General features: G+C 67.8%; 9 protein-coding genes. 7 read left to right on the forward strand and 2 right to left on the reverse strand.

The genetic code is table 11. The annotated features are described in order from the left end of the window. Positions 1–26 precede the first annotated feature (26 nt). From H5407_RS06885 to H5407_RS06900, 4 genes are all read left to right on the forward strand, one after another. The gene (locus H5407_RS06885) at positions 27–704 is read left to right on the forward strand and encodes a c-type cytochrome (protein WP_183103700.1); all 678 of its coding nucleotides are present in this window, start codon (positions 27–29) and stop codon (positions 702–704) included. Continuing rightward, positions 701–1,996 (forward strand): cytochrome c, encoded by a 1,296-nt coding sequence (locus H5407_RS06890; protein WP_183103701.1) that lies wholly within the window; start codon positions 701–703, stop codon positions 1,994–1,996. Before H5407_RS06885 ends, H5407_RS06890 begins: the two co-directional genes overlap by 4 nt. Positions 1,997–2,303: 307 nt before the next feature. Continuing rightward, positions 2,304–3,848, forward strand: a complete 1,545-nt coding sequence (locus H5407_RS06895) for a methyl-accepting chemotaxis protein (protein ID WP_183103702.1) — start codon at positions 2,304–2,306, stop codon at positions 3,846–3,848. 42 nt (positions 3,849–3,890) lie between these two features. Further along, a complete protein-coding gene (locus tag H5407_RS06900; RefSeq protein ID WP_183103703.1) occupies positions 3,891–4,226 on the forward strand; it encodes a TonB family protein in 336 nt (111 codons plus the stop codon). A gap of 167 nt (positions 4,227–4,393) precedes the next feature. Here H5407_RS06900 and H5407_RS06905 read toward each other — a convergent pair whose 3' ends face one another. Next, a complete protein-coding gene (locus H5407_RS06905; RefSeq protein WP_255501111.1) occupies positions 4,394–6,226 on the reverse strand; it encodes a M4 family metallopeptidase in 1,833 nt (610 codons plus the stop codon). A 479-nt stretch (positions 6,227–6,705) separates the two neighbouring features. Between H5407_RS06905 and H5407_RS06910 the strand changes: the two genes are divergently transcribed. Genes H5407_RS06910 through H5407_RS06920 form a run of 3 tightly spaced genes read left to right on the forward strand, consistent with a single transcriptional unit; the run spans position 6,706 to position 11,425 of the window. Then, positions 6,706–9,615: an ATP-binding protein gene (locus tag H5407_RS06910; RefSeq protein WP_183103704.1), complete on the forward strand. Its 2,910-nt coding sequence runs from the start codon at positions 6,706–6,708 to the stop codon at positions 9,613–9,615. Between the two features lie 44 nt (positions 9,616–9,659). Next, positions 9,660–10,619 carry a ribosome biogenesis GTPase YlqF gene (ylqF, locus tag H5407_RS06915; protein ID WP_183103705.1) on the forward strand — a complete coding sequence of 320 codons (960 nt, stop codon included), beginning with the start codon at positions 9,660–9,662 and terminating at the stop codon, positions 10,617–10,619. Positions 10,620–10,624: 5 nt separating this feature from the next. After that, positions 10,625–11,425 carry an ABC transporter substrate-binding protein gene (locus H5407_RS06920; RefSeq protein ID WP_183103706.1) on the forward strand — a complete coding sequence of 267 codons (801 nt, stop codon included), beginning with the start codon at positions 10,625–10,627 and terminating at the stop codon, positions 11,423–11,425. Between the two features lie 76 nt (positions 11,426–11,501). Here the strand turns inward: H5407_RS06920 and H5407_RS06925 are convergent, their stop codons facing one another. Beyond that, entirely contained in the window at positions 11,502–14,837 is a 3,336-nt protein-coding gene (locus tag H5407_RS06925; protein WP_183103707.1) for a TonB-dependent receptor, read from the reverse strand. Between the last annotated feature and the right edge of the window lie 370 nt (positions 14,838–15,207).

Below are 15,207 nucleotides of genomic sequence, written 5' to 3' on the forward strand. Positions count from 1 at the left end.
CGCGAGCGGCGCTGCGTCGAGGGTCCATGCCGGTGCTGGGCCTGCTGCTGGCCTGCGCGGCCCAGGCCCCGCTGGCAGCGCCCTTCGAAGACAGCATGGCCCAGCGCCTGCTGGCCTGCACCGGTTGCCACGGCCCCCAAGGCCGCGCCGGACGCGACGGCTACTACCCCCGCCTGGCGGGCAAGCCGGCCGGCTACCTGTACCAGCAGCTCCTGAGCTTCCGCGACGGGCGTCGACAGTACGGTCCCATGAACACGCTGCTGGCGCCGCTCAGCGACGACTACCTGCAGGACGTCGCCACCCATTTCGCCAACCTGGAGCTGCCCTACCCGCCGCCCCAGTCGCGCGCTCCCGCGCCGGCAGACCAGCAACGGGCACAGGCCCTCGTCCGGCAAGGCCAGGCTCAGCGCAAGCTGCCCGCTTGCCAGCAATGCCATGGCGAAGCGCTGCTGGGCCGCCAGCCCGGCGTGCCCGGCCTGCTGGGCCTGCCGCGTGATTACCTCCTGGCGCAGCTGGCCGCCTGGCGCCTGGGCGAGCGCCGCTCGAAGGCGCCCGACTGCATGGCGGACATTGCCCGCCGGCTCGATCCCGAGGACATCCGCGCCCTGGCCAACTGGCTGTCCGCACAGGCCGTGCCGGCCGGCGCCAAGCCTGCGCCGGTGTCTGAACAGCCGCTGCCGCTGCGCTGCGGAGGCCTGCCATGAGGCCCCGACTGCCGCTGGCCCTGAAGTTGCTGGGCGGGGTCCTGCTGGCGGGGTCAGGTCTTGCTTTCTGGGTATGGATGGCCAACCGGCCGGCGCCACTGCCGACGGCGCCGCCGGCCGTGCCCCCTGCCGAGCAGCAGGCCCGCGGAGCCTATCTCGCCCGCGTGGGCAATTGCGCCGGCTGCCACACCGCCCCGGGGGGCGTGCCCTTGGCCGGCGGGCGCGCCATCCCCACGCCCTTCGGCACGGTCTATAGCAGCAACCTCACGGCCGATGCCGAGACCGGCCTGGGCCGTTGGTCGCCCGAAGATTTCTGGCGCGCCCTGCACGAAGGCCGCGGCCGCGATGGCCGCCTGCTGAGCCCGGCCTTCCCCTACACCAGCTACACCCTGCTCAGCCGCGCAGACAGCGATGCCCTGTTGCGCCATTTCCAGGCGCAGGCGCCGGTGCGCTCGGCCCAGCGCCCGCAGGCCCTGCGATGGCCCTATGGCACGCAGCCGGCACTGGCCGTGTGGCGCGCCCTCTTCTTTCGTCCGGCCACCTTCTCGCCCAATCCACGCCGGGACGCGGCCTGGAATCGCGGCGCCTACCTCAGCCAGGGCCTGGCCCACTGCAATGCCTGCCATGGCAGCCGCAATGCACTGGGCGCGCCGCAGGACCCCGACCGATTCGACGGCGGACTGCTGCTCGGCCTGGGCTGGTACGCACCGTCCCTGCATCGCGCGGAGGAAGGCGGTCTGCAGGCCTGGTCCCGGGGCGAGATCGAGGCCTGGCTGCGCAGCGGCGTCGCCACGCAGGGCCTCGCGCAGGGGCCCATGGCCGAGGTGGTCATGGGCAGCACCCGGCACCTGAACGCAGAGGACCTCACCGCCATGGCCGTCTACCTGAAGTCCCTGCCTGCCGCGCCGGCAGCCCGCCCCATCACCGAGCGCGCGCCAGCGGTCGGGGCCCAGGGCCAGTTGGGGGCCGAGCTGTACAAGACGCACTGCCAGTCATGCCATGGCGAGCAGGGCCAGGGGCGGCCAGGCGTCTATCCGCCGCTGAAGGGCAGCCGCCTGGTGACGCAGGACTCGCCCCTCAACCTTGTGCGCCTGGTACAGCAGGGTGGCTTCGCCCCCGCAACGCCCGAGCACCCGCGGCCCTTCGGCATGCCGCCCTTTGCCGGCAGCTTCGATGCCGAGCAGCTCGCCGCGCTGCTGAGCCATGTCCGCAACAGCTGGGGCCAGCAGGCGGGCGCACTCAGTGCCCGGCAGGTCCAGGCCCTGACCAACGACATGGGCACAAACCCCTAAGCATCGGGCCTGCCAGCCGAAGAGGCCCGGGCACAAAGTGGTATTGCAGCGGCTTGGCGCGGATTCGTTCACGTCCGCGCCCGCTTGCGGTGATCAAAAAACTGACCGAGCGCTGACACTTCGCGCTGCCGTTTTCCGGCCCCTTCTTCGAACAGGGAACCGGAAGCGGCGACCGGGTTCGCTGCCATGCCGGGCAGGCCCTCAGGCCGGGCTCTCGCCCGATCCGAGGCTGCCTCCTTCCGCGCCGAAAAGTCGGCGCCTTGCGCAAGCGCGATCCGGCCCGAATCGACGTTTCTGAGGTCACCTGATGCAATTCCTGTCCCACCTGCGCATCGGCCAGCGTCTGGCCGTGAGCTACGCGCTGCTGATCCTGCTGCTCATGGCCATTGGCGCCTACGGTGCGGCCAATGCAAACCACCTCGCCAAGGACCTGGACCGCACAGCCAACTCCAGCCTGGTCAAGATCGCTGCCGCCAATGCGCTGGAGAGTGACGTCAACATCATCGCCCGCGCCTCGCGCGACCTGCTGCTGCTGGACGAAGCCCGCCAGATCAAGAAGCAGAAGGCTGCCATCGACGGTGCCATGCAGAACCTGGAGACGCACCTCGGCGAGCTGCAGGCCCAGGTCGATGACGACAAGGAGCGCGACATCGTCGCCCAGGTGAAGGAGCGCCAGGGCCGCTTCCTGGCCTCGGTGAGCAAGTTCCTCAAGATCCAGGCCGATGGCAGTCCCGACGAGGCGCGCGAGAGCCTCATCACCGACGTGCGCCCGGCCCAGCAGGCCTACCAGGAAGGCCTGAAGAGTCTGGTCGAGGCCAAGTTCGAGAGCGCCCGCTCGCTGGCCGAGTCCGGCTCCGCACTGGCGAGCCGCTCGGTGGCCATCACCCTGGGCCTGGTCGTGGTGGCGGTGCTGATCGGCGGCGGCGGCGGCGTGGCCATCTCGCGCTCCATCATCGTGCCGGCACGCCAGGCCAAGGATGCCGCCCAGGCCATCAGCTCGGGCGACCTGTCCTACCGCATCCAGGCCAGCGGCCGCGACGAGCTGGGCCAGATGCTGCAAGCCATGCAGGACATGCAGGAAGCGCTGTCCGGCGTGGTGAGCAGTGTGTCCGATGCCGCCGGCGAGGTGGCACAGAACTCCAGCGCCATCGCCAACAGCAATGGCAATCTCTCGGACCGCACCGCGCGTTCGGCGGCCAGCCTTCAGAACACGGCCGCTTCGGTCGAGCAGATCGCCGCCAACCTCACCGGCGCCAGCGAGCTGACCCGCAAGGCCGCCGGCATCGCCGGCAAGGCCCGCCAGTCGGCCTCTGCCGGTGGCCAGGTGGTGGCCCAGGTGGTGTCCACCATGGAGGAGATCAGCACGAGCTCGCGCAAGATCGGCGACATCATCGGCGTGATCGATGGCATCGCCTTCCAGACCAACATTCTGGCCCTGAACGCCGCCGTGGAAGCCGCGCGCGCTGGCGACCACGGCAAGGGCTTCGCGGTGGTGGCTTCCGAGGTCCGAGCCCTGGCCTCCCGCAGTGCTCAGGCCGCCAAGGAGATCAAGGTGCTGATCCAGGAATCGTCCGTCAAGGTGGAGAACGGCACGGCCCTGGTCAACAACGCGGGCGCCACCATCCGCAGCGTGGTGGACGAGGTCAACAACATGGGCCAGCTGATCGAGGAGATCTCGCACTCGGCCCAGGAGCAGGCCAGCGGCGTGGGCGTGGTGAACGGCGCCATGAACGAGCTGGACCGCGCCACGCAGCAGAACTCCACCCTGGTCGAGGAGCTCAGCCGCTCCACGGAGGCCCTGCGCGACAGCTCCAGCCGCCTGCTCAGCGCCGTCGGCTTCTTCCGCGCCTGAAACCGCACATCCCTTTCCCGTTGTAGTCCTCCTGAAATACATATGAAGAAGAACACCCTGACCCTCGGCATCAAGCTCCTGCCCGCCCTCGCCGCCCTGCTGCTGGCCTTCGGCGCCCAGGCTTCACCCAAGCTGATCAAAAAGGTCGCTCCGGAATTCCCGCGTGAAGCCGCCCAGAAGGGCATCAGCGCCGGCACGGTCAAGGCCAAGCTGAGCATCGAGGCCGACGGCAAGGTGTCCGGCGTCGATATCATCGAATCCGAACCCCGCCGCGTATTCGACCGCGCCGTGACCTCCGCCCTGATGGACTGGCGCTTCGAGGCCGGCGGCGAGAAGCAGACCCACGAGGTGAAGCTGGTCTTCAAGAACGACGACTGAGCCGTCCCAGGCACCGGAAACACGAAGGCCCTCGATCACTCGAGGGCCTTTTTTCTTGGCTTGTCCAGGGGCCGTGCAGAAGGACCATGCCCTGGTGCCGCCTCCGCAGTGAAAAAAACGCCGGGCAGCTGCCCGGCGTTTTCATTCCGCGTAGAGATCGAGGACGATCAGTACGTGGCCTTCAGGCTGGTGCTGCTCACGGTGGAGTAAGCGTTGACCAGGATGTAGTAGGTACCGGCAGCCGGCGAGGTGAAGGTGATGGTCTCGGTGTTGGTGCTGCCATCCGACTTCTTGGTGTAGGAAGTCGTGGTGGGAGCGGAGCCCATCTTGGCGTAGATGTCGCCGTCACCCGTGCCGCCAGACAGCTTGATGGTCAGGCTGGCCTTGCCGGCCGGGACTGCGATGCTGTACAGCTTGGAAGCGCCGGTGGCCAGGCTGATGCCGGTCACGGCCACGCCATTGGTCAGCGGGATGGCGGTGGTGCCGGTGCCCGAGCAGCTCACGCCGACGGCGCTGAACGCCGCGGTGACATCGGCCGTGGTGTAGCCACGGCTGGTGGCCGCCTTCTCCACGCCGCAGGCGCCGGCGTTGAAGGTGCTGTTGGCCGTCCAGTACAGGCGGTTGGCGTCAGCGAAGACTTCGAAGGCCTTGCGGGTGTTCCAGCCGGCCTTGGTGGCCAGCAGGTAGAAGGCCTTGTTGTAGACGCCCGAGCTGTAGTGCACGTCCAGGCTGCTGGTGTACTTGCTGGCGTGGTCGATGGAGCGGCCGTCCTTGGTGGGATCGTCCATGTAGCGCAGCGCACCCGTGCCCTTGAAGATCTCGTAGCCGACCTTCCAGTCGTTCGAGCCCTTCATGTAGTACTCGGCGGCTTCGCCGGCCATGTCGGAGAAGGCTTCGTTCATGCCGCCGGACATGCCGGAGTACACCAGGCCGGAGTTCTGCTCGGTGTAGCCGTGGCTGACTTCGTGCGAAGCAACGTCCAGGGAGACCAGCGGGTAGAAGGTCGTGGCGCCGTCACCGAAGTGCATGGCAGAGCCATCCCAGAAGGCGTTCTCGTAGCTGTTGCCGTAGTGCACCTTCATCAGCAGCTTCTGGCTGATGGGCCGCACGCCCAGCCACTGCGTGTACATGTTGAAGATGACGTTGCCGAAGTAGTGGGCATCGTTCATCGGCGAGAAGGCGCCGTTGATGGCCTTCACCGTGTTGCGGGGGCAGGTGAAGCTGTGCGGGGTGGAGCCCGAGGTGCCGCCGTTCAGGTTGATGGTGGCGACGTTGGTGCTGTTCAGCGAGCAGGTGGAGCCGCTTTGCGTGACGTCCAGGTAGCCCTTTCCGGCAGTGGTGCCGTATTCGTACTGGCCGGTCTTGTTGTTGCCGCCAGGGCCGGTGCCGTTGGCGTGGTGGATGCCTTCCCACTGCTGCAGGACTTCACCGGTGTTGGCATCGACCAGGAAGTTGGGGCGCTCGGGCTTGCCGATGGCATGGCCGGTCAGGAAGCTGACGTGGTAGACCAGGCGGGCCTTGCCGCTGTCATCCAGCTTGACGTACAGCTTGGCCTGCTCGTTCTCGGACTGGCCGCTGGCGCGGGCCTGTGCCTTCACCTGGGCCAGGACGGCGTTCTGGTTCAGGGTGGGGCGGCCGTGGGCCAGGTCATTGGTGATGTTGCGGACGCGGGCACCGGAGAAGCTGCTGGTGGCACCGTCGTTGTGCTCGACGATGGCCTCGCCCCAGACGGGCACGCCCTGGAACATCTGCTGGTGACGGGTCACCACGCGGCCGCTGGCGTAGGTCTTGCTCGCAACGGACTTCAGCTCGTCGCCAGCCATGCCCAGGGCAGCGGCAGCGTTGGATTGGCCATTGCTGGACGTACGCAGGGCGTTCTGTCCACCATTGCTGACCTGCAGGTTCAGCTCTTCACGGTCGGCGGCCATGGCTTGCACAGCCAGGGTGACGGCAGCCAGGGCGAATGCGCCCTTCAGCGCGGTCTTCATTTGCTTGCTCATCTTGCTCTCTCTTTGCTTGTTGTCAGGGGTTTTCCCCTGGTTTATCCAGCCTGACCTTGTGGGGCCATGGACCGGTCCTCGTCGACATGAACGCCTGGGTGACGGCGCCCAGCCTTGCCGACAAGTCCGGAGTGCGCGCCATCGACCAGCGTCGGCTCGCATCCAGGCGCCTTGCCGGCGCCCTTGCTCCACGCGACCGCCATACCTCCAACAGCCGTGCCTAGCAGGTGGGAGCGGATGCTAGCCAGCGCTATTAGCGGGGCTACCTGTCAAATCTGACATCCATATTTCCCCCGCTTGCTCCAACGTCTTCCAACCGCGAATCGCACAAGTGGGCGATTGGCGGTCAGACCGGACCCGATTCGCCAAAGATCACCGCCTTGGGCCGCGCAGGGGGCCCGCCCCTTGCGGCACACGGTTGCGAGGGTGGCTGACTGAGGCAAGATGCTGCTCTTCGCAGCCCACAAGTCCCGCGTGTCATGCCCGGTGAACTCGACGCCCTGTACGACACAGACGATGCCTTGCAGCCCTGGCACGCCCTGGGCGTCTTGCATCTGCTGCCCACTGAAACCTCTTCTTGCATCCGCCTGGCCTGGCAGTTGCGGGAGCGAGACAGCCAGCAAGCCGAGGACTGTCTTGCCATCGCCACGCGGGAAAGCGAGAGGAGCGGGAAAGCACTGAGTCCCCAGGAGCACTGGCTCGCCCGACTGACTCAGGCCGAGCTGCTGCGCCTGCAGGCCCGCCTTTCGGAGGCCTCCGCACTCCTTGCGGGCCTGCGCGCGCAGGATGCGCCTAGCCTCGTCCTGGCCGCGGACCTGCACGGGGTGCGGGCCGACATCGCCACTGGTGCGGGCGACTTTGCCGAGCGCGACCAGTGCCTGCGACTGGCCGCCGACTGCGCGGAGCAGGCCGGCGAACCAGCACGCGAGATCTACTATCGCGCCATGCTGGCCCGCCTGCAGGTCCTGCGCGGGCAGGCCCCCGAGCGGGACCTCGAGGCCCGACTGCAGGACGCCGCGGCCTGGCCGCCGTATGTGCAGGCAGCGCTCCAGCAGCTGCGCGCAACCCGCGCCTTCCGCCGCAGCGACTATGCGCAGGCCATCGAGGCCTATGTGCGCTGCCACCAGCTGGCCTTGTCCAGCGGGCAACTGCACCTAGCCATCATCGCGGCCAGCAACATCGGCAATGCCTTCACCAGCCTCAACGACCATGACGCCGCCCTGGAGTGGGTGGAGCGCGGCCTGGAGCTGGCCCTGCCCACGGCCTGGCCCAGCGCCATTGGCAGTTGCCAGAGCCAGGTCGGGGAAGCCCTGCGTCACCTGGGCCGGCTGGACCTTGCGCAGCAGCGCCTGGACGAGGCCGAACAGACCCTGAGGCCCCTGCAGGCTTCGCGCTATTACGCAATCGCGCTGCGCTACCGCGCCGAGCTGGCCCTGGACCAGCAGCGGTACACCGAGGCCCTGGAACGCCTGGATGCGCTCGCGTCCCGTGCCGAGGTCCGCGACCTGGCGATGGACCTGCGCCGCAGCCGCGCCCTGGCCCTGATGCGCCTGAGCCGACTGGACGAAGCCCAGGCGGCCGCCCAGGCCGGCCTGGACGACGCCCGCCAGGCGCAGGTCGGCGACCTGCAGGTCTTGGCCCACATGGTCCTGGCCCAGATCGCGCGGGAGCGCCACCGCCAGCAGACGGACGCCGGACAGTTGGTGCAGGCCGCCTCGCACCTGGACCAGGCCCTGGCTGCGGCCTCAGGCATCCAGCACTATTCGCCGCCGATCGAGTTGCTGGACTTGCAGGCGCAGACCAATGCCGACCTGGGCCGGTTCGAGGCTGCCTACCATGCGGCCGTGCAGGCGGGCGCCCTGCGCGAGCGCCTGCACGGTCAGGACGTCACCGGGCGCATGCTGGCCATGCAGCTGCGCTACATGACGGAAAGCGAGCGCGCCGAATCCGCCCACCACCGCGCCCTGGCCCATGCGGAGGCCCAGCGGGCCGAGCTGGCCCAACAGACCAGCGGCACACTGGCGCGCCTGGGCGCCATCGGGCAGGAGATCACCACCAAGCTGGATGCTCCCTCGGTGTTCGCGGTGCTGGAGCGCCATGTCCATGCTCTGCTGGATGCGCGCAGCATCGCCGTCTACCTGATCGATGCCAACGGCCTCACCATGAGCTCAGTCTTCGACGTGGAGCACGGCCAGCACCTGCCGCCCCACCGCATCCGGCTCGATGCCGAGGAGAGCAATGCGGCCCGCGCGCTGCGCGAGCGCCGCGAGCTGCTGGTGGCCTTGGCGCCGGACGGCTCCGACCCCAGCCAGGTGCCCGGCACCATGCGCACCCTCAGCGCGCTCTTCGCCCCGCTGACCGTGGGGGACCGCGTGCTCGGCGTGATGACCATCCAGTCGCCGCTGCAGAACGCCTACGGCGAGATGGAGCGCCTGGTGTTCCGCACCCTGAGCGCCTACACCGCCATCGCTCTGGACAATGCCCGCGCCTACAGCGACCTCGGCGACGCCCAGAAGCAGCTGGCCGCGCAGGAAAAGCTGGCGGCGCTGGGCGCCCTGGTGGCCGGCGTGGCCCACGAACTCAACACGCCCATCGGCAATTCCCTGCTGATGGCGGGCACGCTGCAGAACAAGACCGACGAGATCGAGGCCGCCATGAGCGCCAACACCCTTCGACGCAGCAGCCTGGTCCGCTACCTCGACGACGCGCGGCAGGCCGCGCTGCTGATCCACCGCGGCCTGCAGACGGCCGCCGGCCTCGTGGCCAGCTTCAAGCAAGTGGCCGTGGACCGCACCAGCGAGCAGCGCCGCGTCTTCGACCTGGCCCTCACCGTCACCGACATCGTGGCCACGATGATGGGCGTGGTGCGCAAGGCGGGCCATCGGGTGGAGATCGACATCCCGCCCGGGCTGGAGATCGACGCCTACCCCGGGCCGCTAGGGCAGGTGCTCAGCAACTTCATCAACAACGCCTTGCTCCATGCCTTCGAGGCCCGATCGCACGAAGGCGTAATGAGCATCCGTGCACGCAGCACCGCCCCCGGCTGGCTGGAGCTGCAGTTCGCCGATGACGGCCAGGGCATCCCCGCCGAGCTGCTGCACCGGGTCTTCGAGCCCTTTTTCACCACCAAGCTCGGTCGCGGCGGCACAGGGCTGGGCCTTTCCATCAGCTACAACATCATCGAGCAGCTCTTCGGCGGGCGGCTGAGCGTGCAGAGCAGCCCCGGCCAGGGCACGCGCTTCACCCTGGATCTGCCACGCCAGGCGCCGCTGCGGCCCACCGAGGGGGAGGTGCCGCTGCACCTCGGGGCCGATGTGCCGGCCCAGGGGACTGCCTCCGAGGTCACGGGCGCGGGATTCGCAGCCGAGGTTCCGGCTACGGGACAATAGCGGCCCGACTCCCCCGTACCGCGACACAGGAAAGACACCTCAGCATGGCCATCCAATGGTTCCCGGGCCACATGCACGCCACGCGCAAGGCCATCAAGGAGCGCATGAAGCAGGGCATCGACGTCGTCATTGAGCTCATCGACGCGCGCCTGCCCGGCTCCAGCGCCAACCCTCTGCTGGCCTCGCTGACGGACGGCAAGCCCAGCCTCAAGCTGCTGAACAAGCAGGATCTCGCCGACCCCGCCCGCACCCAACTCTGGCTGGACCACTACAACGCCCTGCCCGGCACCCGCGCCCTGCCGCTGGACGCCGGCAACAAGGCGCCGGCCAAGGCCCTGGTGGCGGCCTGCCGCGAACTGGCGCCCCTGCGTGGCGGCATGAGCAAGCCCCTGCGCATCCTCATCTGCGGCATCCCCAACGTGGGCAAGTCCACGTTGATCAACACCCTGGTGGGCAAGAAGTCCGCCAAGACGGGTGACGAGCCCGGCATCACCAAGGTCGAACAGCGCATCACCCTGGACCAGGACGCCTACCTCTTCGACACCCCCGGCATGCTGTGGCCGCGCATCAGCATTCCAGAGAGCGGCTACAAGCTGGCTGCCAGCGGTGCCGTGGGCCGCAATGCGCTGGATGAGGAGGAGGTGGCGCTAGAGCTGCTGGACTACCTGCGCCTGCACTACGCCCCGCTGCTGCAGGCCCGATACAGGCTCGAAGGTGACATCGGGACGCTCAAGATCGACGAGTTGCTGGAGGCCATTGGCCGCAAGCGAGGCGCCGTACTGGGCGGCGGCCGCGTCAACCTGCAGAAGGCCGCCGAGATCCTCATGTACGAGTTCCGCCAGGGCGTGCTGGGCCGCATCAGCCTGGAGACCCCGGAGGAATTCAAGGCCTGGGCCGCCGCCGCCGCCATCGCCGATGCCGAGCGCGAGCGCCTGGCCCAGGAGAAGAAGGCGCAGCGCAAGGGGCGTTCCAGCCGCGACAGCTGGGACGCCGTCGAGGAATGAGCCGCATGCGCCAAGCCCGCTGCGAACGCCTCCCGCTGGGCCTCGTCCTTGCAGGAGCCCTGGCCGGGACACTCGCCATCGGCCGCCCTGCGGCGGCGCAGGATGAACGCGCGCTGACCCTGCTCTACCGCGACAAGCCCCCCTACTCCTACACCGAGGACCGCCAGCCCAAGGGCCTGCTGATCGAGCAGTCGCGCGCTGTGCTGGCCGCCGCGGGCATCACCGCGCAGATGGAGGAGGCGCCGCTCAAGCGCATCCAGCTGGAGCTGCAAGCCAACGACCGCCCCCTGTGCTCGCCCGGCTGGTACAAGCTGCCCGAGCGAGAGCTCTACGCCCGCTTCAGCTTGCCCATGTCGCAGGACCTGCCGCATATGGTGCTGTTCGGTCCGCGTTCCGCAGCCGCGGTGCGCGCCCACCGCAGCCTCGCCAGCCTGATGGCGGACCCCACGCTGCGCATGGCGGTGGTCGATGGCATCTCCTACGGGGGCGAGCTGGACGCTCTGATCCGCCAACAGACGCCCCCGCCGCTGCGTGCCACCGTGACGCCCGTGCAGCTCACCCGCATGCTGGCCGCGGGTCGTGCCGACTACATGTTCATGGACCGCGAAGACTACCTCTGGCTGAGCCGCCAGGGCGAGGTCAGCAGCAAACTCGGCGCGCTCAGCTTCCCGGACCTGCCGGCCGGCCTGCAGCGCCACATGATGTGCAGCAGGAAGACGCCGGACGCCACCATGCAGGCCATTGATGCGGCGATCCGGTCCCTGGGCATGCCCAAGCCCCCCCCGCCCGCAGCCTCGGGGCCATGAAAAAAGGCCGCAGCCCTTGCGAGCTGCGGCCTTGACGATGCGCTGAGCATGGGCCGGTGCTTGCCGGCCCATGGGATCAGAACTCGTAGCGGGCGGTCAGGTTCATGCCCCACTGCGCCAGGCGGGTGCGGCCGGCGGCATCCGTCGGGGTGACCAGCGGATCCGGCGTGGCGACGGCATACACCATCTTGCCGTCAGGCGTGATGCCTGCGAAGTTCACGAAGCTGCGGGTGGACGGGAAGGCCGCCTCGGACACCTGACCCCAACGACGGTTCAGCAGGTTGCCGACGTTCATGATGTCCAGGGTGATCACGCCCTTGCCACCGGCCGTGATGCCGCGCACTTCCTGCGACAGGCGCAGGTCGAAGTTGTTGACCCAGGGAGCGAAGGCCGCGTTGCGGCCCACCACGCCGCCCTTGGCATTGCGCAGGGCCTTGTCGCCGTTGACCACGTCCCAGAAGGCCGCTTCGGCCGCGGCGCCGGAGGCAGCCACGGTCTGGCCCGGCAGGCGGAACACCACCTCGCCCGAGCCCGGCGCCTTCGGGATGTACATCAGGTCGTTGCGCGCGCGTCCGTCACCGTTCATGTCGTTGCGGTAGACCCAGCTGTAGGGCTTGCCGGCACGACCCTCATAGAACACGCCCAGCGTGGTCTTGTAGTTGTCGATGAAGGCCTTGCTGAAGTTCACGGCAGCGCTGATGCGGTCGCGGATCAGGTACTGCGAGTTGGCGGCCACGTTTTCATTGGGGTTGAAGTTGGCGCGGTTGTTCCAGCTCGAGCTCGACACCGAGGAGGCCAGCGGGCTGACTTCCGTCGCAGCGGTGCGGGTATAGGCCACGGACCAGCGCAGGTTGCTGTTGACGCGCTGAGAGAGCTGCAGCGTCAGCGTGTCGCCATCACCCTTGTTGGTCGAGGAAGCCAGCAGCACGTTGTTGTACGCGGCGTTGGACAGTGCCTTGAAGCGCGATCCGCAGGACGAGTTCACCGACTCCGTACCGGCCGTCCAGCAGCCTTCGCTGCGACCGGCGGCGTTCCAGTACATCTCGCGGCCGTCCGGGGCGTAGGCGGTCACCGTGCCCAGGTTCAGGTGCTGGTAGTACAGGCCCTGCTTGACCTTGGTGTGCAGCCATTCCACGCCGGCTTCCAGGCCGTACCAGGGCAGTTGGCCGTCCCAGGCCAGGTTCAGCTTCCACACGGACGGTTGCGACAGGCCCTTCTCGACGAAGTCGACGTTGGCCTGAGGCGAGCCGGTCAGCGAAGGCTGGCTGGAGCCATCCGGGTTGAAGCGCAGGCCGGCCGGGCAAGGCGTGGTGCCGGTGCCGCAGTTGTAGACCGCCGTGGCGCCAACGTTCTGGTAGGGGTTGGTCAGCCACACGTTGGCCGCAGCGCCCTGGAACAGGCCCACGCCGCCGCGGAGCTGCGACTTGCGCTGGTCCACGGTGTCCAGCTGGTAGTTGAAGCCCAGGCGGGGCTGCACCAGCTTCTGGCCGTCCACGTTGGCCGTGTTGTCCAGACCGAAGCCGCCGGTCTGGCGCACGTTGGTCGCGGCATTGCCGGGGACCACGGGCAGCGCGGCAGCGGCATTGGCCACCGGACGGTCATCCGTCTTGACTTCATCGACGCGGACGCCGGCCGTGATGTTCAGCTTCTTGTTGATCTTCCAGGTGTCCTGCAGGAAGAAGCCGATGTTGGTCAGCGTCCAGTTGGCGATCGAGTCGTTGAGCGACTTGCCGGCGAAGGGCAGTTGCACCGAGTAGGACGTCGGGATGCCATTGCGCAGCATCGTCAGCGGGTCGGTGGCAGTGCCGGGGGCGCCGTTGCCGGAGAAGGTGTAGTTGCCGCGGGCGTCCTGCAGGAAGACGTTGTAGATCTCGTTGCGCGAGAGGTCGGCGCCGCCCTTGATTTCATGGTCGCCCACGAACAGGTTGCCGGCGAAGTAGGCGTCCAGCGTCTTGGTCTTCAGGTTGTTGAGGTGGCGGCTGCGCTCGGTGCCGAGGTTCAGCGTGCGGCTGCTGCCATTGGTCCACACCAGGTTGATCTGCGGCAGGTTGGTGTCGCTCAGCGTGGCCTTCTCATAGTCGCGGTTCGAGACCTTCAGCTCAGTGGAGAAGTCGTCCGTCCAGTCGCTGAACAGCTGGGCCATCACCGTCTCGATGGTCTTGCGCTCTTTGTACCAGTAGGAGCTCAGCGCCAGCTGGTTGGTGCTGAAGCCAGGCAGGGTCGGCTCGTTCTGCTCGGTCTTGGTGTATCGCACGTTGGCGCGGTGCTTCTCGCTGATGTTCCAGTCCAGCTTGAGCAGCATGTCCTTGACGCTCAGCTCCAGGCCGCTGACGTTGTCCAGGCTGCCGGCGTCCACCTTGTAGACGTCCTTCATGATCTTCTGGGCTTCGGAGATCTGGGCCTGGGTGATGTTCACCGCCGTCGCGTTCGTCGAGCCGGCCGGGCCGTAGGCGGGCGAGGAGATGGAGTTGTGCTGTTCTTCGTAGGCGGTGAAGAAGAAGAGCTTGTCCTTGATGATGGGGCCACCCAGCGTGAAGCCGTAGAGCCGCTCCTTGAAGGGGGTCAGGCGGGTGAAGGTATCGGTGGGCGGACGATTCCAGCGGCGGCCGGCCAGGTCCTGGTCACGGTAGGCGTAGGTGGCCGTGCCCTTGAAGGTGTTGGTGCCGGACTTGGTCACCGCGTTGACGTTCGCGCCGGTATAGCCCTTCTGCGTCACGTCGTAGTTGGACAGGTTGATCTGCACCGAATCGATGGCGTCCATCGACACCGGCTGCTTCATCGTCGGCAGGTTGTTGGCTTCCAGGCCGAAGGTGTCGCTGATGGACACGCCGTCCACCGTGATGGAGTTGAAGCGGTTGTTCTGGCCAGCGGCCGAGATCTCGCCGTTTTCCTTGTTGGTCTGGGCGATGCGGGGATCCAGGCGCGCATAGTCCTGCAGATTGCGCTGCATGGAGAACTGCTGCGCGAGATCGGCGCCGGTCAGGTTGGTGCCGGAGCCCATGGTGGCGGAGTTGATCTTGGTGCTGGCACCCGTGATCATGACCTGCGCCAGCTGGTTCTGAGCCTGGCCGACGGTCAGGTCGATCGCGGCGGTCTCGGCCAGGGCCAGGAACACGCCTTGGCGCTGGTTGCTGTCGCTGCCCTTGGTCACGGTGATGACGTAAGGGCCGCCAGCGCGCAGGCCACGGGCCGAGTAGCGGCCTTCGGCATCAGTGACCATGGTGTTGGTCGAGCCCGACTCGGTGTGCACGATGAGCACGGTCGCGCCCGCGACCGGCTTGCCATCGGGCGTCATCACGCGCCCACCCACGGCAGCCGTGGTGTTCTGCGCCAGCGCCGGGGCGGCGGCCACGATGGCCACCGCGACGCTCAGCGCGGTGCGGGAAAAGCGAGACCAATGCAAGTCGTTCATGCCGACAACTCCTCAAGGAAGAACAGAAAAACCGGAAACCCGCCCAAGCCCAAGCAGGCCGGCGAGTCAAGCGCACACAACAGAAATCAAATCAAGCGCAAACGTTTTACTTCTCAATTCCCCGAGAAGCCAAACGTTTTCGCTTACAGGACTCAGCACAAGACAACACATGCAGGAGCCACTCCGACCACAAGAATCCGCCGCAGGACGCCCGACCAGACCACAGCGACGCAGCCAGGGCAGGCGCAGTACCGCCTGGCCTTGTCATGCGCCGGGGCAGTGTGCCGAGCTCATGTGCAAGGCAGATGACAGCCAGACGAAGACGGGCCCACGCGGAAGCGCCTGGCCCGAATTCTGGCAGCAGGGCCGG

The organism is Mitsuaria sp. WAJ17, from assembly GCF_014174515.1.
Taxonomy (GTDB): domain Bacteria; phylum Pseudomonadota; class Gammaproteobacteria; order Burkholderiales; family Burkholderiaceae_C; genus Roseateles_B.